This window comes from Alteromonas sp. 38 (genome assembly GCF_902506055.1).
Lineage (GTDB): Bacteria > Pseudomonadota > Gammaproteobacteria > Enterobacterales > Alteromonadaceae > Alteromonas > Alteromonas lipotrueae.
On record NZ_LR733300.1, the window covers coordinates 4,196,508 to 4,220,190 of the forward strand.

21 protein-coding genes are annotated in these 23,683 nt (G+C 44.9%); 15 read left to right on the forward strand and 6 right to left on the reverse strand.

The window, feature by feature from the left end; all coding sequences use genetic code 11:
- Window positions 1-130: 130 nt before the first annotated feature.
- A complete protein-coding gene (locus tag FLAVO9R_RS18105) occupies window positions 131-313 on the forward strand; it encodes a MerR family transcriptional regulator (protein WP_013786295.1) in 183 nt (60 codons plus the stop codon).
- An 80-nt stretch (window positions 314-393) separates the two neighbouring features.
- On the opposite strand, the gene pepB is transcribed toward FLAVO9R_RS18105, so the two are convergent.
- Complete coding sequence (pepB, locus tag FLAVO9R_RS18110) at window positions 394-1,695, reverse strand: aminopeptidase PepB (RefSeq protein ID WP_159533589.1); 1,302 nt, start codon at window positions 1,693-1,695, stop codon at window positions 394-396.
- Window positions 1,696-1,792: 97 nt separating this feature from the next.
- Here pepB and sfsA point away from each other — a divergent pair, with 97 nt between their 5' ends.
- The 7 genes from sfsA (at window position 1,793) to panC (ending at window position 7,935) form a co-directional block, all read left to right on the forward strand.
- Window positions 1,793-2,494 (forward strand): DNA/RNA nuclease SfsA, encoded by a 702-nt coding sequence (sfsA, locus tag FLAVO9R_RS18115; protein WP_159533591.1) that lies wholly within the window; start codon window positions 1,793-1,795, stop codon window positions 2,492-2,494.
- A 217-nt stretch (window positions 2,495-2,711) separates the two neighbouring features.
- Entirely contained in the window at window positions 2,712-3,161 is a 450-nt protein-coding gene (gene dksA, locus FLAVO9R_RS18120; RefSeq protein WP_013786299.1) for an RNA polymerase-binding protein DksA, read from the forward strand.
- A 68-nt stretch (window positions 3,162-3,229) separates the two neighbouring features.
- Window positions 3,230-4,324: a glutamate--tRNA ligase family protein gene (locus tag FLAVO9R_RS18125; protein WP_159533592.1), complete on the forward strand. Its 1,095-nt coding sequence runs from the start codon at window positions 3,230-3,232 to the stop codon at window positions 4,322-4,324.
- 98 nt (window positions 4,325-4,422) lie between these two features.
- Window positions 4,423-5,739 (forward strand): polynucleotide adenylyltransferase PcnB, encoded by a 1,317-nt coding sequence (gene pcnB / locus FLAVO9R_RS18130; protein ID WP_159533594.1) that lies wholly within the window; start codon window positions 4,423-4,425, stop codon window positions 5,737-5,739.
- Window positions 5,732-6,229, forward strand: coding sequence for a 2-amino-4-hydroxy-6-hydroxymethyldihydropteridine diphosphokinase (folK, locus tag FLAVO9R_RS18135; protein ID WP_159533596.1), 498 nt, complete (start codon window positions 5,732-5,734; stop codon window positions 6,227-6,229). Before pcnB ends, folK begins: the two co-directional genes overlap by 8 nt.
- Before the next feature lie 50 nt (window positions 6,230-6,279).
- Window positions 6,280-7,074, forward strand: a complete 795-nt coding sequence (panB, locus tag FLAVO9R_RS18140) for a 3-methyl-2-oxobutanoate hydroxymethyltransferase (protein WP_159533598.1) — start codon at window positions 6,280-6,282, stop codon at window positions 7,072-7,074.
- 12 nt (window positions 7,075-7,086) lie between these two features.
- Window positions 7,087-7,935, forward strand: a complete 849-nt coding sequence (gene panC, locus FLAVO9R_RS18145; protein ID WP_159533600.1) for a pantoate--beta-alanine ligase — start codon at window positions 7,087-7,089, stop codon at window positions 7,933-7,935.
- A 166-nt stretch (window positions 7,936-8,101) separates the two neighbouring features.
- Here panC and panP read toward each other — a convergent pair whose 3' ends face one another.
- A complete protein-coding gene (gene panP, locus FLAVO9R_RS18150; protein WP_159533602.1) occupies window positions 8,102-9,730 on the reverse strand; it encodes a pyridoxal-dependent aspartate 1-decarboxylase PanP in 1,629 nt (542 codons plus the stop codon).
- A gap of 276 nt (window positions 9,731-10,006) precedes the next feature.
- Between panP and FLAVO9R_RS18155 the strand changes: the two genes are divergently transcribed.
- Window positions 10,007-10,726 carry an EAL domain-containing protein gene (locus FLAVO9R_RS18155; RefSeq protein WP_159533604.1) on the forward strand — a complete coding sequence of 240 codons (720 nt, stop codon included), beginning with the start codon at window positions 10,007-10,009 and terminating at the stop codon, window positions 10,724-10,726.
- A 27-nt stretch (window positions 10,727-10,753) separates the two neighbouring features.
- Here FLAVO9R_RS18155 and trmB read toward each other — a convergent pair whose 3' ends face one another.
- From trmB to FLAVO9R_RS18170, 3 genes are read right to left on the reverse strand one after another with little or no spacing between them, the layout of a single operon-like run.
- Complete coding sequence (gene trmB, locus FLAVO9R_RS18160; protein ID WP_159533606.1) at window positions 10,754-11,434, reverse strand: tRNA (guanine(46)-N(7))-methyltransferase TrmB; 681 nt, start codon at window positions 11,432-11,434, stop codon at window positions 10,754-10,756.
- On the reverse strand, window positions 11,434-12,246 hold the full coding sequence (locus tag FLAVO9R_RS18165) for an ABC transporter permease (protein ID WP_159533608.1): 813 nt from the start codon (window positions 12,244-12,246) through the stop codon (window positions 11,434-11,436). Before FLAVO9R_RS18165 ends, trmB begins: the two co-directional genes overlap by 1 nt.
- Before the next feature lie 2 nt (window positions 12,247-12,248).
- Window positions 12,249-13,169 (reverse strand): ABC transporter ATP-binding protein, encoded by a 921-nt coding sequence (locus tag FLAVO9R_RS18170; protein WP_159533610.1) that lies wholly within the window; start codon window positions 13,167-13,169, stop codon window positions 12,249-12,251.
- 811 nt (window positions 13,170-13,980) lie between these two features.
- Here FLAVO9R_RS18170 and pdsR point away from each other — a divergent pair.
- From pdsR to FLAVO9R_RS18200, 6 genes are all read left to right on the forward strand, one after another.
- Window positions 13,981-14,670, forward strand: coding sequence for a proteobacterial dedicated sortase system response regulator (gene pdsR, locus FLAVO9R_RS18175; RefSeq protein WP_159533612.1), 690 nt, complete (start codon window positions 13,981-13,983; stop codon window positions 14,668-14,670).
- A gap of 12 nt (window positions 14,671-14,682) precedes the next feature.
- Window positions 14,683-16,983, forward strand: coding sequence for a proteobacterial dedicated sortase system histidine kinase (gene pdsS / locus FLAVO9R_RS18180; RefSeq protein ID WP_159533614.1), 2,301 nt, complete (start codon window positions 14,683-14,685; stop codon window positions 16,981-16,983).
- Between the two features lie 192 nt (window positions 16,984-17,175).
- The gene (locus tag FLAVO9R_RS18185; protein ID WP_159533616.1) at window positions 17,176-19,470 is read left to right on the forward strand and encodes a TonB-dependent receptor; all 2,295 of its coding nucleotides are present in this window, start codon (window positions 17,176-17,178) and stop codon (window positions 19,468-19,470) included.
- 26 nt (window positions 19,471-19,496) lie between these two features.
- Window positions 19,497-20,177, forward strand: coding sequence for a Fe2+-dependent dioxygenase (locus tag FLAVO9R_RS18190; protein ID WP_159533618.1), 681 nt, complete (start codon window positions 19,497-19,499; stop codon window positions 20,175-20,177).
- A gap of 307 nt (window positions 20,178-20,484) precedes the next feature.
- Entirely contained in the window at window positions 20,485-21,219 is a 735-nt protein-coding gene (locus FLAVO9R_RS18195; RefSeq protein WP_159533620.1) for a methylamine utilization protein, read from the forward strand.
- Window positions 21,219-22,439 (forward strand): hypothetical protein, encoded by a 1,221-nt coding sequence (locus FLAVO9R_RS18200; RefSeq protein ID WP_159533622.1) that lies wholly within the window; start codon window positions 21,219-21,221, stop codon window positions 22,437-22,439. Before FLAVO9R_RS18195 ends, FLAVO9R_RS18200 begins: the two co-directional genes overlap by 1 nt.
- A gap of 6 nt (window positions 22,440-22,445) precedes the next feature.
- Here FLAVO9R_RS18200 and FLAVO9R_RS18205 read toward each other — a convergent pair whose 3' ends face one another.
- The gene (locus FLAVO9R_RS18205; RefSeq protein ID WP_159533624.1) at window positions 22,446-23,537 is read right to left on the reverse strand and encodes a CNNM domain-containing protein; all 1,092 of its coding nucleotides are present in this window, start codon (window positions 23,535-23,537) and stop codon (window positions 22,446-22,448) included.
- Window positions 23,538-23,683: the final 146 nt, after the last annotated feature.

A 23,683-nucleotide genomic window follows, 5' to 3' on the forward strand; every position in this document is an offset into this window, starting at 1 on the left:
GTATTTCTGTATTGAGTCATTTTATTAATAATATGTACCTCAATAATTGAGCGCACCGAGGTATTGCAGCGGTAGCTGCGCTTACAACGAGAATGAATTTAAAAACAAAATAACGTTGGGAACCAGCAGAATGAGTTTGATGACTGTAAAAGAAGTAGCGGCCTATTTAGGTGTTCAAGAAGTGAGAGTTGAACGCTTAGAAAGAGAAAGCTTATTAGTAGCAAAAGAAAAAGACACAGACGGCAATGCCCTGTTTGATAGCGCGGATGTAGAGCGTTACAAAGTGCTTGCTGAGCGCTTAGGCGGTATTTAACTGCCCGCAAACATTTATCTGTACAGATAAACTGAATTAAGTGATGTCGCCACCTTAGGGTGGCGACATCCGTTTATGACTTATTTAAAGTCTTGAAGCATTCTTGCAATGCTTCGAATTCCTTTGGCCGTTGCACCTACTGGCATTTCTGCCGTTGCTCCACCATGATAAGCTGCCGCTAAATCTAAGTGCACCCAACCTTTCCCTTCAGGGTTTACAAACCGTGATAAAAAGCCTGCCGCATTAGAAGCACCGCCACCGCCACCGCCTTTCATAGGTCGGCTGTTTGCTGTATCTGCAAAGGCAGATGGGCATCGCTCTGCATGAAATGATTCAATCGGTAATGGCCAAAAACGTTCGTTTTCAGCGCTTGCCGCCGCAAGCATTTGTGAACGCGCGCTATCATCCATTGAAAATACTGCGTGATAATCAGCGCCTAGCGCCACCACTGCTGCCCCCGTTAAGGTAGCCGCATCAATAATGAGTGGCGCGCCCGTTTCCGTTGCTGCCATTAACCCATCAGCTAATACCAAACGCCCTTCTGCATCGGTATTAACGACTTCAACGGTCACGCCATTTTTGTAGGTAAGTACATCACCTAATTTATAAGCATGACCGCTAATTAAGTTTTCCGCACAGCATAAAATGAGTTTTAAACGCTTACTAATACCTTGGCTAATGGCAAGGCCTAGTGCGCCGGTTACGGTAGCTGCGCCGCCCATATCACATTTCATATCAAGCATACCTTCACTTGATTTAATGCTGTAACCACCACTGTCGAAAGTAATCCCTTTCCCTACCAGAACCGCTTCAACAGGCGCATCAGGATCACCGGTTGGGTTGTAATCAAGCTCTAACATCACAGGCGGGCGTTCACTGCCTCTACCCACGTTATAAATGCCTGTCCAACCCGCATCTCTTAATTCTTCACCCACTGTCATGGTATAAGACACATGTTCTTTACCTAATTCAGATAGCCAAACTGCAGCACGCTGCGCTAGGGTTTCAGGACTTAAATCTTCTGGTGTGTCGTTCACCAACTGCCGGGTAAATAGCAACGCTGCGTAGTTCTGTTCTAGCCACTGCTTATCGTCGTTGTCGGCCCACTTGATAGTTGAAGGGTTGCGGGCTCGGGTAAAACTTAACGCGAAAGCCCATTGTTGTTCTTTGGTCCACTTGCCCATTAAGGCCACTTCAGGAATGTTTAATCCATCAAGTTTACGCGCCACTTGTTGAATTGTGCGCTCAAGCGCGTCACTGTTGCTGTTGTCGAAGTTTGGCAAGTGGATTACTGCGCCGTTTTCACTAAAAGAGAGCTTAGTATTTTCTCCCCACGCACTATTGGCTTTATCTGAGGATAAGCTTACGGTAAATTCTGCCATTACGTTTTAATCCTTATATATTTTTGCGTTTCATTGCTGGGGTAGATATTTAGTTCTAGCAATGCATGTAAATGTATGTCGTTACAGGTCTATTATTATGCTTTTTTCGCCATCACTACTACGTGGCACTTTAATTAAACGCTATAAACGGTTTCTTGCCGACGTAGAACTTGAGGACGGCTCAATAGTGACTGCACATTGCCCTAATACAGGGGCAATGACAGGGTGTGCCGAACCTGGCTACACCGTTTATTTGAGCGAGTCTGACAATCCTAAGCGAAAATTAAAATATACCTGGGAGCTTGCCCAAACCTTCGAAGGCGACTTCATTGGCATTAATACTCACAATGCTAATAAATTGGTGGCAGAGGCACTAAATAACAAGGTCTTGTCCGCATTTTCTAACATTAGTCATTGGAAAGCTGAAGTAACACCGCCTGGTGGTAATAGTCGTTTTGACTTTGCCTGTGGTCAAGGTGACACCCGTGAGTATGTTGAAGTGAAATCTGTCACACTGGCGCGAGGCAACCAAGGATATTTTCCTGATGCGGTAACCGCTAGAGGTGCAAAACACTGTTTAGAACTTGCAGAACTTTCTCAACAAGGTATAAGTACCTGCTTATTATTTTGTGTTCAGCATACGGCCGTGCATTCTGTACAAGTAGCGCGAGATATTGATCCTGTTTACGCCGACGCCGTAAACACCGCGGTTGCATCCGGAGTGAAGATCCTCGCTGCCAGCTGTTCAATTGATGAACAAAAAATAGTTATAAATCAAACACTACCAGTAAACGTGTGAAAAAGAGGTTGATTTTTTTCATTTCGCCTTCATATTTGCGCCTTGTTTTACTGGAAGTACGTGAAACACGTAGACTAGTAACAGTGCTGACTTATAATCAATATCATCAGCATAATAATTACATAGACACGAGCAATTGCTTGTAATGAACGGCTTTGATTTAGTTAATCGATTCATTCAGGACAAGATGGATGTCGTAGTGTAGGAGATGTGGCAGATGCCAACAGGAAAAGAAACAAAATCCCTAGGGCTATTAGCACTAGCAGGATTGCAGCCGTACCAGGCTACCGCTGACGAAGAGTACATGGGCGAGCCGCAAATGGAGCACTTCCGTTTACTGCTTAAAGCATGGCGCAATCAACTTCGTGAAGAAGTTGACCGTACCGTTACGCACATGAAAGACGAAGCAGCAAACTTTCCAGACCCGGTAGACCGCGCTGCGCAAGAAGAAGAGTTCAGCCTTGAATTACGTACTCGTGACCGCGAACGTAAATTAATCAAGAAGATTGAGAAGACCCTTAAGCGTATTGAAGAAGATGACTTTGGTTTTTGTGACCAATGTGGCATTGAAATCGGTATTCGTCGCTTAGAGGCTCGTCCTACCGCCGATCTATGTATCGACTGTAAGACCATGGCAGAAATCAAAGAAAAGCAACTACAGGGTTAATAAACCTTCGTAGTAAGTTACACGCCTCATAGTATTTACTATAGAGGTGTGTAACAGTATTTCTATTAATGCCAACTAAAATCGACTCCTCGCCTCTATATGTCGGCCGCTTTGCGCCTTCGCCGTCAGGTCAACTTCATTTCGGCTCTTTAGTTACCGCGCTCGCTAGCTACCTAGATGCACGTCATCACAATGGGCAATGGTTAGTTCGAATGGAAGACATTGACGCAACTCGATGTTTACCTGGTGTCGATAGCGATATTTTGCATACCCTTGAATGCCACGACCTTCACTGGGATGGTACCGTTTTATATCAACAACAACAGCATGCAAGGTATCAGGCAAAACTTGATAATTTATTAGCAGAAAAGTCAGCCTATTTTTGTGCCTGTACTCGCAAGCAAATAAAAGCAAATGGCGGGCACGACAATCACTATTGTCGAGAACTAGGCCTAACCGCTCAGGCAGTGTCCGAATCAGCGCCAAATACCCGTGGCTTAGCAATACGATTAAAACTTGATTGCCACTTAAGTGCCTTTGATGACGGTATTATGGGCAGGGTTGATAAAACAGGGGCAATATCTGCAGCCCATTCAATCTCGCCTGATTTAACTTCATCTAGCTTTGCCGAAGCGGGACAACACAGAGTCAAAAGCAATAGCAATAGCAATAGCGACGATGGCTCAATAAGCGCTAGCGAAGCAACACCATTAAGTACAGTACCAGAAGATGTTGTAATTAAGCGCAGTGATGGTCTTTTCGCTTATAACTTTGTAGTAGCATTAGACGATGAATATCAGGGTGTAACGGACATTATTCGGGGCAGTGACCTTTTAGATGTCACCCCGCTTCAATACGCTATTTATCGTTCGTTAGGCTGCAGTGTGCCACGATATGGGCATATTCCGGTTGCAGCTGTGTCCCAAGGGCGAAAACTGAGCAAACAAAACCATGCTGCACCCATTAACAACAAAAATGCGTTGGAAAATATCGTTCACGGCCTGTCTTTTTTAGGCCAAGGTAACTATCACTCGAACGAATTTGAAAATGTCACACAACTGCTTACTATGGCAATATCACGCTGGGATAGGAAATTAGTACCTAAAATAGCCGAAATTATTGTGGGCGAGCACGAATCCACTTATTATAGCCATCCTTTATAACCTTCGGAGACTTCACCATCATTCATCGTGTTTTCAATTCTGTTAAGCGAGCCTTTACTAAGGAACATACCGCTGACAATGTACTAGAGCCTCGTGTTATGACTCGTGGGGAGCACGGCATCTCTCGCGAAGACGTGAGCCCTAATGCGTTGAAAGTCATGTATCGCCTTAACGGAGCAGGCTTCGAGTCCTATTTGGTCGGAGGTTGTGTTCGCGATATTTTGATGGGGCATGAGCCAAAGGATTTTGATGTGGCCACCAATGCCACACCGGAACAAATTAAGGGGCTGTTTAGAAATTGCCGTTTAATTGGCCGTCGTTTCAGACTCGCTCACATTGTATTTGGCCGTGAAGTAATAGAAGTAGCAACTTTTCGTGGCCATCACAACGAAGAGCCTGAGGCTAAAGAAGTACCGAAGAACAAAGCAGTGTCGAAACGAGATGCCCATGGGCAGCTGGTTAGAGATAATGTTTTTGGCAGTATTGAAGAAGATGCCGAACGCCGAGACTTTACGTTTAATGCCATGTACTACAGTGTGGCTGATTTCACGGTAAAAGACTTTGCGAATGGCCTAGAAGCCATTGAGAAGCGTGAAGTACGTTTAATTGGCGACCCTGAAGTTCGCTACCGTGAAGATCCGGTTCGAATGCTTCGCGCCGTGCGTTTCGCGACTAAGCTTTCAATGCGTATAAGCGACGACACTGCTACACCAATCAAAAAGCTGGCTGGGTTATTAAATAATATTCCTGCCGCCCGTTTGTTCGAAGAAACGTTAAAACTATTCTTATCTGGAAAAGGTGAAAAAACCTTTATGATGCTGCGTGAGTACGGCTTAATTGCACCGTTATTCCCGCAACTTGCGCCACTTATCGAAGACGAAAACAGTCGTGAAATGCAGTTTGTTTTGAAAGTACTGCAAAACACCGATGAAAGAATTAATAACGATCAACGGGTAACACCTGCATTTTTGTATGCTGCACTGCTTTGGTACCCATTAGAGGAGCGCGCGCAAATCTTGCAAGCGGAGTCTGGCTTAAACGCACACGATGCTTTTAATCTCGCATCAACAGAAGTGATTGCGAAGCAAACACAACGCATTATGATCCCTAAGCGTTTTTCCACGGTTATTCGAGACATTTGGATTTTGCAGCAACGCCTTCCTAAGCGTTTCGGCCGTCGTGCCTTTCAGCTGTTAACCCACCCTAAATTTCGTGCTGGCTACGATTTTCTACTCGTTCGCGGGCAAGTTGAAGGCGGAGCCCTATTGGAGCTAGCTCAGTGGTGGACGCATTTTCAACACGGCGAACCCGGTAAGCAAAAGAAAATGTTAAACGACTTACGACGCCAAGAAGGTGATGGCCCAAAACCAAGAAAGCGTAAACGCCGCCCAGCATCGAGAAATACTGATGCATAAAGAGCACGTTTATATTGCTATAGGCAGTAACCTAGGTGACCCAGTTCAACACGTTGAAGATGCCTTTATTGCGCTGGGTTTACTTGAAGGTACTCGGGTGCTGACATGCTCGTCGCTGTATGCAAGTAAACCTATGGGCCCGCAAGACCAACCGGATTACATTAACGCGGTATGCCTAATTGAAACAATGCTAGCACCGGATAAGTTGTTAAGTGCACTCCAGCGTACCGAACACGATTTTGGCCGTGAACGTAAGGGCCAACGCTGGGGCGCAAGAACCCTAGATTTGGACATATTACTTTACGGTAGCCAAACTATTTCTACGCCTGATCTTACTGTGCCACATATTGGCATGTCTGAGCGGGAATTTGTGTTAGTTCCTCTCTTTGAAATAGCCCAATCTATGGTCATGCCCGACGGAAAACCTATTTCTCACTGGGTTGCTAAGTGCTCACTTGATGGCCTTAAACGCCTGCGCCCTTCCATTTAGCTTCAAAATCCGTATAGTTCGCCACATTACTCTTTCCCTGGAAGGTTGCTATGAAGAAAATTACTGTTTCTGGCTTGCTCAAAAAGAAGCAAGCCGGCGAAAAAATTACCTCACTAACAGCTTACGATGCCAGCTTTGCTAAAATGTTTGATGAGCAAGGTATTGATGCCTTACTAATTGGCGATTCGCTGGGTATGGTGCTTCAGGGAGAAAGCGACACCTTACCGGTGACCATTGAAGATATTGAATACCATACGCGCAGCGTAAGGAAAGGCACCGAACGTGCCTTCGTATTAGCTGACATGCCGTTTATGTCCTACGCGACGCCAGAACAAACTTATGCGAATGCAGCCAAGCTTATGGCAGCGGGTGCAAGCATGATTAAAATGGAAGGCGGGAGCTGGTTATGTGAAACCATTCAGGGTTTGAATTTGCGTGGCGTGCCTGTATGTGGTCATTTAGGGCTCACGCCGCAGTCGGTTCACGTTTTTGGTGGATTTAAAATACAGGGCCGTGAAGCCGACAAAGCAGAAAAACTGCTAGCTGAAGCGAAAGCGCTTGAAGCGGCAGGCATTCAGCTACTAGTGCTTGAGTGCGTACCGTCTTCGTTAGGCAAAGCCGTAAGCGAAGCGTTGAGCGTACCCGTTATCGGTATTGGTGCCGGAAATGATACTGATGGCCAGATTCTGGTGATGCATGACATGTTTGGTATAAGCGCCAATTACATGCCGAAGTTTTCAAAAAACTACCTTGCCGAGACGGGCGATATGCGCAAGGCCGTTCAGCAGTATATCGCAGAAGTACAAAGTGGTGCCTTCCCGTCCCCTGAGCACAGCTTTGAGTAACGAGGTTTAAATATGAAGGTTGTTGACGACATTGCGTCATTACGAAAACTTACTGGCGAATGGAAACGCAGTGGCAACACCGTAGGATTCGTCCCTACCATGGGGAATCTCCACAATGGGCACTTAAAACTGGTTAAGCGCGCCAAGGCACATAATGCCCGGGTGGTGGTGAGCATTTTTGTTAACCCTATGCAATTTGGTGCTAATGAAGATTTAGATGCATACCCACGTACCATTGAAGAAGACAAAGCCAAGCTTATTGAAGCCGGTGTTGACGCCGTCTTCTTACCGAGCGTGTCTGATATGTATCCCGGCGGCGTTGAACATCAAACCGTCGTAGAAGTACCTGACATTTCAGATATCTTGTGCGGAGCAAGTCGCCCAGGGCATTTTCGTGGCGTAGCCACCGTGGTGAGCAAATTATTTAATATGGTTCACCCTGATGATGCCTTTTTCGGCGAGAAAGACTTTCAGCAGTTGCAGGTTATTCGCACCATGGTGCGCGACCTTTCTATGGGTGTGACCATTCATGGTATTCCCACACAGCGAGACGTTTCTGGCTTAGCCTTAAGCTCACGCAACGGTTATTTGACCGACGAGCAACGCCATACTGCCGCCACTATTTACAGTGAAATGACGGCATTGAAAGCGCGTATAGAAGCGGGCGAAAGAAATTATGTCGCCTTGGCAGCCGACCTTGCAGATAGCCTCACCGATTCAGGCTTCAACAATGACTATGTGCATATTGTTAATGCTCAAAGTTTAAAGCCTGCCAAACAAACCGATACACACTTGGTTATTTTGGTGGCGGCGTTTCTGGGTAACACCCGTCTTATCGACAACCTCCAAATCCAAGTTTAGGTACAAACCCACGTATAGGCTCCGGTATTAATACCGCGCTTTAAAGCTTACGTTGTTAATGACGCATTAAAAAAAAGCCCCCGTACGAATGCGGGGGCTTTTTTGTATCTGCTTTCATTTGCTAGTAATGAGTCATCCTAATAACCCGAATAGTCAGCGCGATTTATCAGACAACAGGTATTGTCTCTATCATCTTCACTAACTCTTTATAAAGTTTAGTACCGGTAGCAATAACGTGCTGCTCGTTAAGTATATTGCGTAAGTCCTGAGTACTGGTAAGCGGGTTCGCTAACACCACCCTGAATACAGTAATACAGTTAGTGGGGTATTCTGGCGCTTCTAAGCGTGTACGAGAGACAAAAGACTTCCCTGCCTCACGTTGCTGCTTCTGTACAATTACAGTCAGCCTATCAAGCTTCTCGTTAATCTTATGCTTAGTGGCCTCATCCGCATGTTTAACCTTTTCTTGAAGGCCAGCAGGACAGACTCGATAAGTCAGCAATGACAGTGTAGGTGACGTGGTCAACTCAAAGTCAGGGTGCTTGGCAATCATATCGGCAAAGGTGACCGCTTTTTCGATGCTTCTGTCGATTAACAACTCATAGCCCCTACGACCAAAAATATGCATGGCAGAGTACACCATCATGGCCATACCGTTACGCGAACCTTCAAGGGTAGTCGCGCCTAAATCTTTAGATCCTGCACGCAGTATGTATTGGGCATGGTGGCGCACTGCATTGGCATCTTCAGGGTTTTTGAACAACGCCATACCTGCCCCCATGGGCACATACATTTGTTTATGGGCATCAATAGTAACTGAGTCGGCACGCTCAATGCCTTTTAAGCGGTGTTTATATTGCGATGAGAACAAGGTTGCCCCACCCCATGCGGCATCAACATGGAACCAACATCCTAATTCTTTAGCTACATCAGCCAATTCGTTAAGCGGATCGACATGCCCTGTTTCAGTAGTACCACCAACGCCAACAATGGCCAGCAACTTGTTGCCTTCTTCCTGATAACGTTTACCTGCGGCGAGTGCTTTTTCAGGGTCGAGGGTTTGATTCGGGGCAGGTAGGGATAGTAATTGCTCACGACCTAACCCCAATGCATCGACTGCTTTTGATAGGGAGTAGTGCCCACGCTTACTGCACATGACACCAAGATGATTAATATCGTGGAAGCGATAAGCCGCAGCAAGCCCTGCTTTTGCTACACCAGCAAACCCCTCTTGCGGGCCCAAAATTTTATTTCTAGCTACCCACAAGGCGGTAATATTGGCAATGGTACCACCGGAACAAAAAGCGCCTAAAGAACGCTTAGCACTGTGTAAGTGACTATCGTAGAAGTTTTTTGATTCGTCATAAACGAGGTTATGCATCATACCTAGCACTTGACGCTCAAGGGGCGTGAAGGCTTTCGAGGTTTCTATTTTTACCAAGTTCTGATTAAGTCCCACCATCAACTTAGACAGGGGCAAATGAAAATACGGTAATGCAGAGGTCATATGACCGATAAACGTGGGTGAATAAGTATTTACCGAATGGGCAACCAGTTTATCTAGTAAGCTTTCAGCGTGGGTTGAAACAAACTCTGGCGATTCAGGTACTTTTGAGTCCGAGAAGTCTTTCTCAATCTCTTCCAGTGAGGTTTTTTTGGTAACAACGTGCTGCGACAAAAAATCTAAGATATTGTCAGATAAATGCTGTTCAATTTGAGCCATCTTTGAGTCTTTGTGTTCAGGCTTGGTAAAGACCCTAAACAGGTGCTCTAGACTAACTTGCGCTTCACCCACTCAACCAACCTCACTTTGAAATGACTCTTTATCAAGAAAACACAACCCAACTTCGTTGCCTACGCTGAAAGCGATCATAATACTTTCAGGGTCACGAACTTTACCTCAGATTGCCCACTACGCCAAGCGTATCCCGATGATTTGACCGTGTATCAGCGCAAGATATTCTGTGGTGATAATTCGCTATCATTACTGTGAAGTAACCTAAACTTCTCAAATGATGACGGGTAATGCTATATTTTGGCTATACATACGAATAAAAATAAAGGCTGCAGTGTGCCAATAAGAGCCGTAAGTGAAACCGTTTCTATCAATAATATCGTGCCCTACTTCCAACCTATCATAGATTTAAGGTCGAAGCGTGTGTGGCGTTACGAGTGCTTAGCTCGTTTAATTACCGCCGAAGACAAAACCTTTTTACCTAGCGAATTTCTCTACCTGATTGAACGTGAGCAACACGTTAAAGCCCTTACTGAAGCCATGTTTTGCCAAAGTGCCCGTTATTTTCGCCATGTACAAGTGCCTTGGAGCATTAATATTAGTGCGCGAGATTTACTAAACGAAAGCCTGACCAATACGCTTCTATCCCATTTAATAGACTACCCCAACCCGGAAAGAGTCAGTGTTGAGATAAGCGCCGCCAGTGCATTAACCCACCCAGCGTTAATGCAAGCGTTTGTTGAGAGAAGCACTGAGGCAGGACTCGGGGTTTTCTTAGATAACGTGGGTGAAAACCCCGGCAATATTAATGCAATACTGAATATGCCGATTAACGGCATTAAATTAGCCGGAGGTTTGATTAGCCACTATGAAAAAGATGACGCCGTACAAGATTACGTCGACAATTTGCTCGCTCTCTGCCAAGCGCGTGCTATTAGCGTGGTAGCAGAACATATTGAAACAGATTTACTGCTGGAAAGCGTGAACAAACTGCCCATTCAGTATGCCCAAGGCTATGTCTTTAGCCCTCCACAACCAAATACACCCCATCACTAGGCGCCGGTAGCTGTTCTCGCCTTTATTCTACGCGCCGCAATCGGCCTCTTCTGAATAGCAATTAAGTGACCAGCAGTGTTGGCCGCTAGCGCGATATTTTCGTTCAAAAGGGGTCATGGCGTTAGCAGATGTAATTTCAGCTACATTCGATACCAAGCCGTAATGCGTAGCAGCTTGAGCAAATTCCATTAAATAAACCAACCAATTACTACGCACTTCAATATTCGGGGTGATGGCCATCAAGTCTGCCATGGCAGCACTACCGTGCCAGCGTTTTTGCACCTGGGTTTTCTTCGGGTACGGATTTGGATAATACAAGCAATGCTGGCTCACCTTCCAATTTGCCCGGTGAACCAATCGCCAAAAATCATTCACATCGGCGCGAATAACTCGATAATTATCTTGCCCAGCTGAATAATGCTGATGCTTGTCCACCCGCAGCGCCGATTTATCTAAGCCAATAACGCGGCAATCAGGGTTCGCTTTAGCAATATTTGCTGTGCTTTCACCCACGCCACAGCAAGAGTCTAAAATAATATAGCCGGTAAACCCGTCAAGCCATTCGGTTGCTTCATTGAAGGCGAGCTGCGTATGCTCGCCAATGGGGCGCTGGTTTTCAGATGACTTGTAACGCTTTACTAGTTCATCGAGCTTTTCGTGCACACCTTCTTGATTTGTTGTAATCCCTCTGGAGTTCCCGCTAGCCATTAGCTACGTATTCCTTTACCTGTTTTAAGCAGGTAATAAGCAACAGCGAACAGCACAATATTAAAGCCCACTAATAATGCTAACGATAAGGTAACGTCAACATCTGAAACCCCTAAGAACCCGTAGCGGAACCCATTCACCATATACACAACAGGGTTGGCTTTACTTACCCACTGCCAAAACTCAGGCAAAAGAGTAAGGGAATAAAATACGCCGCCAAGGTAGGTTAACGGGGTTAATACGAAGGTAGGTACAACACTAATATCATCGAAAGTTTTTGCAAAAATGGCGTTAATTAGCCCTGCCGTTGAAAACAATGATGAGGTCAGTAGTACGGTAAGAATAATGATACCGATATGGTGTATCTGCACATCAACAAAGAACAGCGATACCAAAGTAACAATAATGCCAATTAGCACTGCCCTTGCTACACCGCCCCCTACAAAGCCTAGAATGATCACCGAAGTGGGCACCGGAGAAACCAATAACTCTTCAATATTTCGCTGAAATTTCGCACTGAAAAAAGACGACGATACATTTGCGTATGAGTTGGTGATAACCGACATCATGATCAAGCCTGGAACAATAAACTCCATGTAAGAAAAGCCGCCCATTTCGCCTATTCGGTTACCGATAAGGCTACCGAAAATCACGAAATACAAACTCATGGTAATAGCGGGTGGAACTAAGGTTTGGATCCAAATGCGTAAAAAGCGAGTGCACTCTTTTATCCAAATAGTGGTTAGCGCCACGTAGTTTTGCTTGAACCAGCCAATCTTTTCTTCAGACTGTGTGTTTGCCTGTGAATTCATGTTTAACCCTCTGCCTTTGCCGTTTCAACCAAACGCACAAACAGCTCTTCTAATCGGTTTGATTTATTACGCATACTCAATACTTGAATGCCTTGTTCGGTCAATTGAGCAAAAACAGGGTTTAACCCTTCTGCCTTTTCCACATCGACTTCCAAAGTATGGTCGTCAAGTAAACGACTTTCGTAACCCATCAGGGACGGCTTTTGTTGACCAAGGTTAATGTCCAGCACGAACGTTTCTGTGTTCAACTTCGACAATAAGGCCTTCATGCTGGTGTTTTCCACAATGGCGCCTTTGTTAATAATGGCAATGTTGCGGCACAGCATTTCTGCTTCTTCAAGGTAATGCGTCGTTAAGATAATGGTAATACCTTGGCGGTTAATCTCCTCTAAGAAGCCCCACATTGAACGGCGAATTTCTATATCTACACCGGCGGTAGGCTCATCAAGTATTAATAAACGAGGCTCATGCATAAGCGCGCGGGCAATCATTAGCCTGCGTTTCATGCCGCCTGATAGTTCGCGGGCTCTGGCATCGCGTTTTTCCCATAAATCGAGCTGAGCTAAATACTTCTGAGCCCGTTCTTTCGCTATGCTTCGGGGCACGCCGTAATAACCCGCTTGATTGAGCACAATTTGCATCACGGTTTCGAACTGATTGAAGTTGAATTCCTGTGGCACTAAACCAATACATGCTTTGGCTTGCTCTTTTTGGGTATGAAGGTCGTAGCCAAAAATCGATACCTTGCCATCGGTTTGATTAACCAAAGAACTGATAATCCCGATAGTGGTAGATTTACCCGCGCCATTAGGCCCAAGTAAAGCGAAAAAGTCACCTTTATCGACAGTGAGATCTACGCCTTTAAGTGCCTGTACGCCACCTTTATACGTTTTGGTTAAGCCTGATATATCCAACGCTTTCATGTGCTGCCCGTAAGTTGCTCGTAAGTTGCTCGTAATTTGAGGCCTCCAGAAATGGAGTGCTCTGTAAATCGAGAGCCCTGTAAATCAAATGCTCTATAAATTCAGTTTGACGCAAGTTGAAGTGATTACCAATCTGCCATAATACACCGACAACAGTGATAATATGACGGTATACCTACCGTAAGCGTGTTTTAAGCATAGTGCTGGCAAATGTTAGTAATTCAACCCTTGCCGTAATAGGGATATTCAATACCCATTCCACTCATGCTATCACTAATTCAAAGACGAAATAAAAAAGGGGGTAATTATGTCACACTTATTATCCCATCTGTCTGCAACTCCCCTGAGCTAGCCGATTATTTTGCTATTTTTATCGATTTTTTATCGAAGCCTCAATGTATTCCTTTATCGATATTGAGCATTTTTGCCCTTTCGTTTACTGACTGGGTTACAGACTATTCAGGGTGATTAACGATTATCGCAAGCAAACAAAAATAGGAAGAGAACGAGATAAAGGAGGCTTAACCAACGGTGGCAGGTATAAAAAAGCACTGCACCTAGTTGGGGGTTAGGCACAGTGCAAGGGGTTGGCGTACCAAAGTGAGTCATACTTGAGTCAATCTGTCTTCCCAAGCACAGATATAGTTAACCAAGCAGACAAGGCAATATCAGGGCACAATAATGGAAAAGCTATTTTGTTTAATGGCAAATATGGCCAAAAGCGGGCGACTTTATGGAATTTGCGCCGAACTCAGGCACGCGCGCTTTTGCCAAGGTATAGTAGTGCCAATAATGATTGAGAGTAGATCCCATGCCTAAAACAATTGCGCTAGTAGAAGATGATGCTGCTATCAGAGAAAACTACCTTGTTGCCCTAAGAGCACAAGGCTACAAGGTGAATGCGTTTGAAGATCGCCCCTCGGCAACTCAGGCGTTTAACGAAGCATTGCCAGATTTAGCCATCATTGATATTGGTTTAAAAGAAGAAATGGAAGGCGGTTTTTTGCTATGTCAGCAGTTGCGAGGTTTGTCGCCCACTTTGCCTATTATCTTTTTTACCGCTAGAGACAACGACGTAGACACCATCAGCGGGCTTCGCATGGGTGCCGACGACTACTTAACTAAAGATATCAGCATGGCTCACCTACTTGCCCGTATCGCCGCGCTTTTCAGACGAAGCGATTTAATGTCAGCCCCTGTCGAGCAAAAGGACGAGCTTCGTATAGGCGAATTAAAAGTGGATGCCTCTCGTATGACAGTAAGTTGGAGCGACGAGCCTGTCGCCCTGACAGTGACAGAATTTTGGATGTTACACGCGCTGATTAAACACCCAGGCCATGTTAAAAGTAGGCAACAATTAATGGATGAGTCGCGCATGGTAGTAGATGACACCACCATTACTTCTCATATAAAACGTATGCGCAAAAAATTCATTCAATTAGACCCGCAGTTCGACCACATAGATACCGTTTACGGTATGGGGTACAGATGGCAGTTGTAAGGTATTGCTAATATGCGGTTAAGGTTTTCCATACGCTTACAGCTGCTTGTGTTGTCGCTGTTCTTTTTTGCCATTCCCTACCTTGGGTATAATTACGTATGGGAGCTAGAGCAATACCTTCGCACAGGCCAAGAACAAACTATGATAGGTACGGCGCGGGCGGTAGCAACCGCCCTACATGAGCGCCCTGCGTTATTCGACAGCGAATCGGCCTATTTAAAAGACGTACGCCCTGGCACTGACTTATACGCCCCGCCCATTCCTTATCCTATTCAGCTTGACGGTGAACTAAACGATTGGCAACAAGTTGACGACTTGCTTACCCACTATGGCGCAAGTGAAATTGTTGAGCGCTTTACTAACCTTCACACTAACGACGAAAACAAGGGCGCCGCTAGCGAGAATAGAGGCACCGCTAGTGTAGATAAAGCGATTAGCCTCTCATTCGAGCATATGGTAGGCCGATATGATCAGTTTCTGTATGCCATGTTCAACGTTACCGACGATGCCTTGTTGTGGCGACAGGCAAATAGTTTAAGTGTGGAGCGGGGTGACCATTTACTTATTGGTATGCAAACCCCAGCAGGTAATTTAGCACGATACGTAGTAGCCCCCTATGAAAGTGGCTGGGTAAATGCGTTTAAACTAGCAGAATCTGGCTCAGCATATCGCGCTGTAGAAAATGCGCTTAGCATTCAAGGTCGCTGGCAAGAAACCGCTACTGGCTATAATATTGAACTTCGCTTTCCCCTTTCAATGACATCAGGTGCACTCGCCTTTGCCATTGTTGATGTTGACGACCCAGTAACAAGGCAGAAACGCTATGCCATAGGCACCGCCAACACCAATAATATTGATGAGCTAGGGACTGTGGTAACACCGTCACCAGAAATTGAGCGCATATTGGCAGGGCTAAAATATGCTGATTCCAGAGTGTGGGTGATAGACAACCATAAGCGGGTATTGGCGCGAGCAGGCGATATACAAACGGCTTCAGGGCTAAATACTGCCAAGCGAGAGGCAAGCGAAAACCCGGTATGGCAATGGGTGGAAACCCATTGGCTACTGCCCTTGTATTACCATATTCTCACAAAGCCACCCGCCGACTTTGTGGATGAACTGGAAGATGCGTACGCGTTGGCTGGCCGAGATATAGGCTTAGCCCTTAACGGTCAACCGGATTCATTATGGCGGTTAACACCCGATAACAAAGCCGTGGTGGTGTCTGCCGCTTACCCTATTTTTATTGAGGGCGCAGTAATGGGTGCTGTGGTGGTAGAGCAAACCACGAACGGTATCCGCACATTGAGAAACCGCGCTTTAGAGCAATTATTTCACGTGATTTTGGCAGTCATGTTACTGGGTACTTTAGGTTTATTACTTTTTGCCAGCAGAATATCCAATCGTATTAGGCGGCTTCGAGATAACACCGAGGCAATCATTGATGCCAACGGTAAGATTGTCGGTAAATTACCGGTTGCCAAAGAGGGTGATGAAATTGGCGATCTGTCGCGAGCGTTTTCCGATGTTTTAACGCGATTACAGCAATATAACTCCTATTTAGAGAACATGGCTTCTCGGCTTTCCCATGAACTTAGAACCCCAATAGCCGTGGTGAAGTCGTCTCTTGACGCGTTGTCTCAAGTGAGTGCCCAAGACAGTACTCAAGCCAAAACTCAGCAGCCTAATACTTCTCAAGAAGACCAAGCAAACGCGGTCGTGCAAAGCAGTACACAACAAGATGTATTCGTTCAACGTGCCCAGTCCGGTATAAGTCGGTTAAGTTCTATTTTAAATGCCATGAGTGAAGCCACCCGACTAGAGCAAGCCATTGCGCAGGAAGATGTGACTACATTCAACCTGATTGACGTAATTAAAGGCTGCGTGGGTGGGTATCAACATGCTTACACCGATAGGCAATTTGCACTGTCTTGTGCATCAGACGCTGCCGTTCTCGAGGGCGCCCCCGACCTTATCGCGCAAATGTTTGATAAAATTATTTCTAACGCGGTCGATTTTAGTCAACCCGACGACATCATAGATGTGGCAGTTTATACCAAAGATAAAAGAATTATCCTCACTGTGAACAACCCTGGCCCCCTATTGCCCGAAGGCATGAAAAAACAACTCGTACAATCAATGGTATCGGTTCGCCCTGATTCTGAGGCGGCGCAATCAGCAGGTTCACCGCATCTAGGTTTGGGGCTCTATATCGCTGACATTATTGTCGCTTTTCATCAAGGTACGCTCGCCCTGGCCAATCGAGATGACAAACGCGGAGTGATTGTCTCCGTTAACTTCCCAAAGATATGATGCGCTACGCTATTTGAGGTGGTTTGCAAACCACCTTCCATTTTCTGTTATATCCCCTTTAAAGCAGCCCTTTAAGTTTTTCTAAAAACCCTCCAATAAATAACGCATGAGAATTATTCTCATTAGTATTTACATTCATTTACTACTTGAATACACTTCTGTGCCTCAACACACATAGGGAAAACACACACAATGATAAATAAAACGTTAACGATGGGTGCACAAACCATTGCTGCGGCCTTAGCTTTCGGACACGGCGCTGCAATTGCACAAACTCAAGAAACTGAAATCTGTAAAGATAAAACCGAAGCGGAATGTAAAGCGCAACAAGACGAAATTGAGCTAATTCGCATCCATGGTGTTCAGCAGTCTATCTATCGCTATGACAAGTCTGGCGATCCTCGTCGTTTAGCCGACCTTGTTGATACACCACAAACCATTAGTGTTCTTACACAAGACCAAATTCAAGAAAGTGGTAAAACTGACCTTAAAGATATTCTTGCTGCGCAAGCCGGTGTAACTCTTGGCACAGGTGAGAATGGTAATGCTTTTGGTGATCGCTATGTAATACGTGGCCACGAAGCACGCAGCGATGTGTTTGTTGATGGTTTGCGTGACCCAGGTATGACTACCCGTGAAAGTTTCGCCACCGAGCGTGTTGAAATTACTAAAGGCCCAAGTTCAACATTTGCTGGCCGTGGCTCTTCAGGCGGTGCGGTAAACAGCATTACGAAAAAAGCCTCTACTAGCTATAACTTTGGTCGTGTTGATGCTGCCGTTGGTACCGATGAGCACACGCGCTTAACGGTAGATTTGAACAAGACCTTAACGGAAAACAGTGCAATTCGTGTTAATGCACTCACGTCTCAAGAAGACAAGCCGGGTCGCGAAGGCATTGAACGTGGACGTGATGGTGTTCAGCTTTCTTACGTACTAAACCCTAACGACAGGTTGTCTTTCATTGGTGATGTTTATTACCTTAATGCAGAAGATAAGCCTGACTTAGGGAGTTACTACGACCGTGATGCGGGTTATCCGTTAGAAGATATTCCTGTTTATGCACAAGATGACGACTTCCAAAACTCAGAAGTCACCACTTTTACCTTCCGTACCGAATATGAAATTAGCGACAATGTTCGTTTTTATAACGCGACTCGTGCAGGTAACACTGAAAACGAATACGTAACGACCGGTATGAGCGCGACAACGCGTGATGATTCTGATGAAACCGCACCAGGTGTAGATACACTTCGACTTAGCACTCACCAAGGCTGGCAAGAAGTAGATTACTTCACGACTCAATTTAACCTTTTCTGGGACACGTCATTTGCAGGCTTAGATCACCGTTTAGTATTTGGTTTTGAGTACAGCGATGAATCGGTTGATAACGGTGTTTTTGATATTGAAAACCTAAATACTAACTGTGCAATTGGTGGTCGTCGTGGCGTATCACAAAGCTATTGTATCCTTGATGGTGATGGAAACCTTATCGATAACATCGGGTCATTAATGGACAGAACCATTGAACGTGGTGATGAAGATGCCCTTTTCGATATTGAAACCTATGCCATTTACGCCATGGATACCTTTGCGTTAACCGATAAGTTAGACGTGTTCTTTGGCCTACGTATGGATAGCTACGACTATAGCAACCAAACAAGTCGCGACCTTTATGAGTTTTCTGATGAGTTGTTTAACGGGCACTTAGGTTTAGTATATGACATTACTGAACACGGTAATGTTTACGCCTCTTACAGCACTGCAACGAACATCAATGGCGGCGAGTCTGACCTTGGCGCGAACTGTGGTTACGGTGGACTATGTGGTACGCCTGAACAAGCTGCGCAAGCTGATCCAGAGCATGTTGAAAACATCGAAATTGGCACAAAATGGATGCTATTTGATGAAAAATTGATGGCAAATGCATCAATCTTCCGCATTACGAAAAGCGATGTACATGAAAGTATCGGTGAAGATGACTACTCAACCATTGGTACATTAAACACGGGTGAAAACCGCGTTGAAGGTGTTGAGTTTGGTGTTAGTGGTGATATTACTGAGAAGTTTAGTGTTCAAGCCTCTGCCGCCTTCATGGACTCAGAAGTACTAGACTCATTCACAGAGTCTAATATTGGTCTTGCATTAAGTAACTTCGCTGATGAAAGTTTCTACTTGCAGTTGCGTTATCAACCCAATGAGAAATTCGCGTTTGGTGGTGACTACACGTACAAGTCGGAAATGTTCGGTGGTCAGCCTGACACTGCGGCAGGTTACAGCGCAGATACTGGGGAATACTCAATTGTCGTTCCTGACTATCAAGTATTTAACTTGTTTGCAAACTACTACGCATCTGAAAAACTAACGTTCCGTGTTAACATTGGAAACTTGTTTGATGAAGAATACTGGACTGCCGCTTATCGCTCTGGTGCCTTCATGTACATTGGTGACGGCCGTAACGTAACTGGTACGGTAAACTACGAGTTCTAAGTTAGTTTAAAGAGAAACGCAAAAAGATGATCATTATTGATAACCTACTAGACGCCGACCAAGTAGCGCAATATCGGGCTGCTTTAGCCGATGTACCATTTAACGATGGAAAAGCGACCGCAATGGGCATGGCAGCAGGGGTTAAAAATAATGGTCAAGCTGATGCGCAGCACGCTACGGTTCAAGCGCTTGCCAACAACTTGTTGGCAAGCCTAGGCAACCACCCGCAAGTAGTCTCTGCTGCGCTACCTCAGCGCATTTTTCCTCCTTGTTTCAACCGTTACAGCGAATCGCAAACTTACGGCTATCATGTAGATGCCGCTATTATGCGTATTCCTAATACCCCTGATGTTTTGCGTAGCGATATGTCGATGACGGTGTTTCTATCTAGCCCAAGCGATTACGAAGGTGGAGAGTTAGTTATTCAGACCGGATTCGGCGAGCAGAAAGTCAAAGGTAACCTAGGTAGCGCTGTACTCTACCCTTCCTCAAGTTTGCATAAGGTTACACCAGTAACTCGCGGCGAGAGAATTGCAGCGATTACATGGATGCAAAGCATGATAGCTGACCAAGACATTCGTGAAAGCTTATATGAGCTAGACCAAAGCATTCAGTCTTTGGTGCAAGGCGGTAAAGCCGATAGAGAAGAACTCGATAAACTTCATCACGTATACCACAACCTCATTAGAAAATTCTCCATCGTTTAAACTGGACAAAACCTTACCCGTCACGCAAGGTTATTCTTGTAGGTATGTTTTGACAGTCTTATTTTATTAATAATTATATCTTGCTAGGTATTTTCCTCGTTTATGTGTAAATGCACCTTAAAGATTGGCCTAACGTCATCCATAAAGTTAGGCAGCGTAAAGAAAGATTATTAATCAATGCGCTTATTTAAACACTTACATAGATGCTCATATAAACGCTTAGAATACTGTGAAATAAACCAGCTTTACCTCCGGTCTCTATATGACTGAAAAAACAGCTTTTAGCAAAAGATAGGGTTACTCTTAGATGAATGAACTAATGTGTGGATTATGCTTTTTTACACCGAACATTTGCTGGTTTAACCGCGTGGCGCAAAACTTCAATAAGCGTGCTGTGCTAGCCTTTATTGTAATGCTTGCGCCATTTAATGCGCTTGCAGATAATGTAACCGCATCAATAACCCTATTAGACGCCGAACAGTCCCCCGTAAAAGACGGCGTAGTTATCTTCACCCCTTTGTTTGATTTACCCAGCACAGAAACTAAAAACTCAGAAGCAGAATCAACACCTAAAACTGCAATTATGAATCAAATCAATAAGCAGTTTGCCCCTCATGTACTTGTAGTACAGAAGAACACAGAAGTTACCTTCCCTAACGCCGATAACGTGTTCCATCATGTTTATTCTTTTTCACCCACTAAGCAGTTTGAGCTAAAGCTCTACAAAGAATTTACCGCCGAACCATTGTTCTTTGAGCAAGCTGGAATTGTGGATATTGGCTGTAATATTCACGATTGGATGCTAGGTTACATCGTTATTGCCGATAGCCCTTATTTTGTAAAAACCGCAGATGACGGTAACGCCGGTATCTCACTTCCCGCTGGCAAGTACAGTGTTGAGTTTTGGCATCCTAACGCGCCAAACGAGAAGCCCTTTATTGAATCTGAAGTTGAGTTAACCAGCGATAAAAGCTTCACACTAACCTTAACAAAAGTGATAGCAAGCGATGATGATTTCGACGATGGTTTTGGTGATTATTAATGTTCAGCCGCTGTATTCTCGCTATTTTTTGCTTCATCAGTTTTCACGCTTTTTCAGATACAAGGTTGTTGCTTAGAGGTAGCATTCTTTCAGCAGATAATGCTGGTACATTTCAAAAAAATGGCGCTTCCCACCAGCGCTTTGAAAATAATGCAGTCGCGTTATCTCAAGCGGCCCTGGCGTACAATAAAGTGCTCAGCGATGATTGGCAGTTTCATGCTGTGGCCAATGGGTATAGTGATGGAGAACAAAAACTCGGGGTTAGCCAACTCTATACTCAATACCGACCACTCACTCCATCTACGATTAAACCAGAAGTTAAGCTTGGCTTTTTCTACCCTGCAATTTCTGCCGAAAACACCGACATGGGGTGGCTGTCACCACACTTTCTATCTAATTCAGCCATTAATAGCTGGTTTGGCGAAGAACTTCGTACGTTCGGTGTAGAGGCAAGCTTAAGACAAAACGGCAGGCAAGTAAGGCGTGACTGGTCATGGAAAGTGGTAGGAAGCCTATTTAAGGGTAACGACACCACAGGCACCGTGTTATCTTGGCGTGGTTTTGCGCTACACGACAGGCAGTCGCTGAACAATGATAGAGTGAAATTCACTCCCATTCCTGGCGTGGTATCTGAAGAAGGAATAGGCGCTTGGGCATGGACAGATCCCTTTCGTGAAATTGATACTAAAATAGGTTATTACGCAGGTGTGCATTTAGCCCATAAGCGCCGTTCAGAGCTACGTTACTATTATTACGATAACCGTGCCAACCCACTCATTTTCGACCCTGACAGGATATATGCTTGGCGCACGCGATTTCACGCGTTAACCCTTCGCCATATGCGTAACCGCAATGTAACCTTTTTCGGGCAAGCGCTGATAGGTGATACCTTGATGGGGGAAAATATTGTCAACAATGACTTTTACGCGGCCTACATTGCTGCAACGTATACCCATGAAGCACATCAACTTTCTACACGTTTAGATTGGTATCAAGTGATAGATAACGACAACACCATAAATGACCCCAATAACAGCCGAGGGGAAGCCATTACCGTTAATTACACTTATGCAATGAGCTCGAAAATAGCATTATCTGCCGAGTGGCAAGTGAATCGAGGCCGCCAAGAAAACTTGAGATTTTTAAACGCTGCATCGGTATCTAGCGAGGCCTTCCACGAAAATCTGCTTCAGCTTGCGGTTACCTACCGAATCGACTGAACAGAACTAATCAGCGTTACCATTGGATTTAGACTTATCGAGTGACTCATCGGGTACGTTTTTGACCATCATTCGCTCTTTGCGGCGTGTCATCATTTTCGCCAGCCTGCGCATACTTACCGTTGTGTCTTTTTCATCAATAATATCCACACCTAGCAAGCGCTCTAGCAAATCTTCAAGAGTAATCACCCCTTCCAATCCACCATACTCATCTACCACTAAAAGCATATGAACATGTTTATCGATAAAATGGTCGAAGGTTACCGACAAAGGCATAGAGCCTAATATGGTTACCATGTCTTTAGCATATTCAGATAAGGGTTTATCAGTATTCCCGCGAGCTTGCGCTACTAATAAATCTGAACGCATGACATAACCGGTGATGTTTTCCGAGTCTTTGTCTTCATAAATGGGTATTCGTGAATACTCGATATGCGCGTGTTTGTGGAAAAACACTTCTACCGTCATCGACTCTGCCACTGAAAACAACACTGTACGGTGTGTTATGGCATCTTTTACTTTTAATTCGTGCAAGCTTAACAAGCTTTGTAAAAATACCGCCTCGTGGTTGGCCAACTGCCCTTCTTGACCTGATAACTCGGCCATGGCGTGAAGTTCTCCGCGACTTAACCCTCGAAGTGGACTGTCATCTTTAAATCCACGGGTGAGCAGTTCAGACATCACCACAAAGGGTTTAAGAATTATAATAAGATACTTAAGGAAATAGGCTGTTACTGGCGCCAATCCACGCCAATAGGTTGCACCGACGGTTTTAGGAATAATTTCAGAAAAAACTAAGATAAGTAGTGTTAATACCGCTGAAATCACGCCTAAGTATGCTTCGCCAAATACACTAGCCGCTTGTGCACCCGCGCCAGCAGCACCCATGGTATGCGCAATAGTATTTAACGTTAAAATTGCCGATAACGGCGTATTAATATTATCGGTTTGCTTTCGTAGCAAGATACCGCTAGGACGATTCTCTTTTTCTAAAACAGAGATGTAGGCTGAGGACACACTTAAAATGACTGCTTCAGCAATTGAGCATAAAAAAGAAAAGCCCAAGGCAATCAGTACATAAACGATGAGTAAAAACATGAGTCCTTTCCGATAATCGGAGTATGAAGCAAACGACCATTATGCAAGCCTTAACGGGACTTACAAGGGCACAAGTGAATTAATTACGAATACCGAACAATTTACTTAAAATATAGGTAAATATGAGCGGAAGTTACTCAATAATC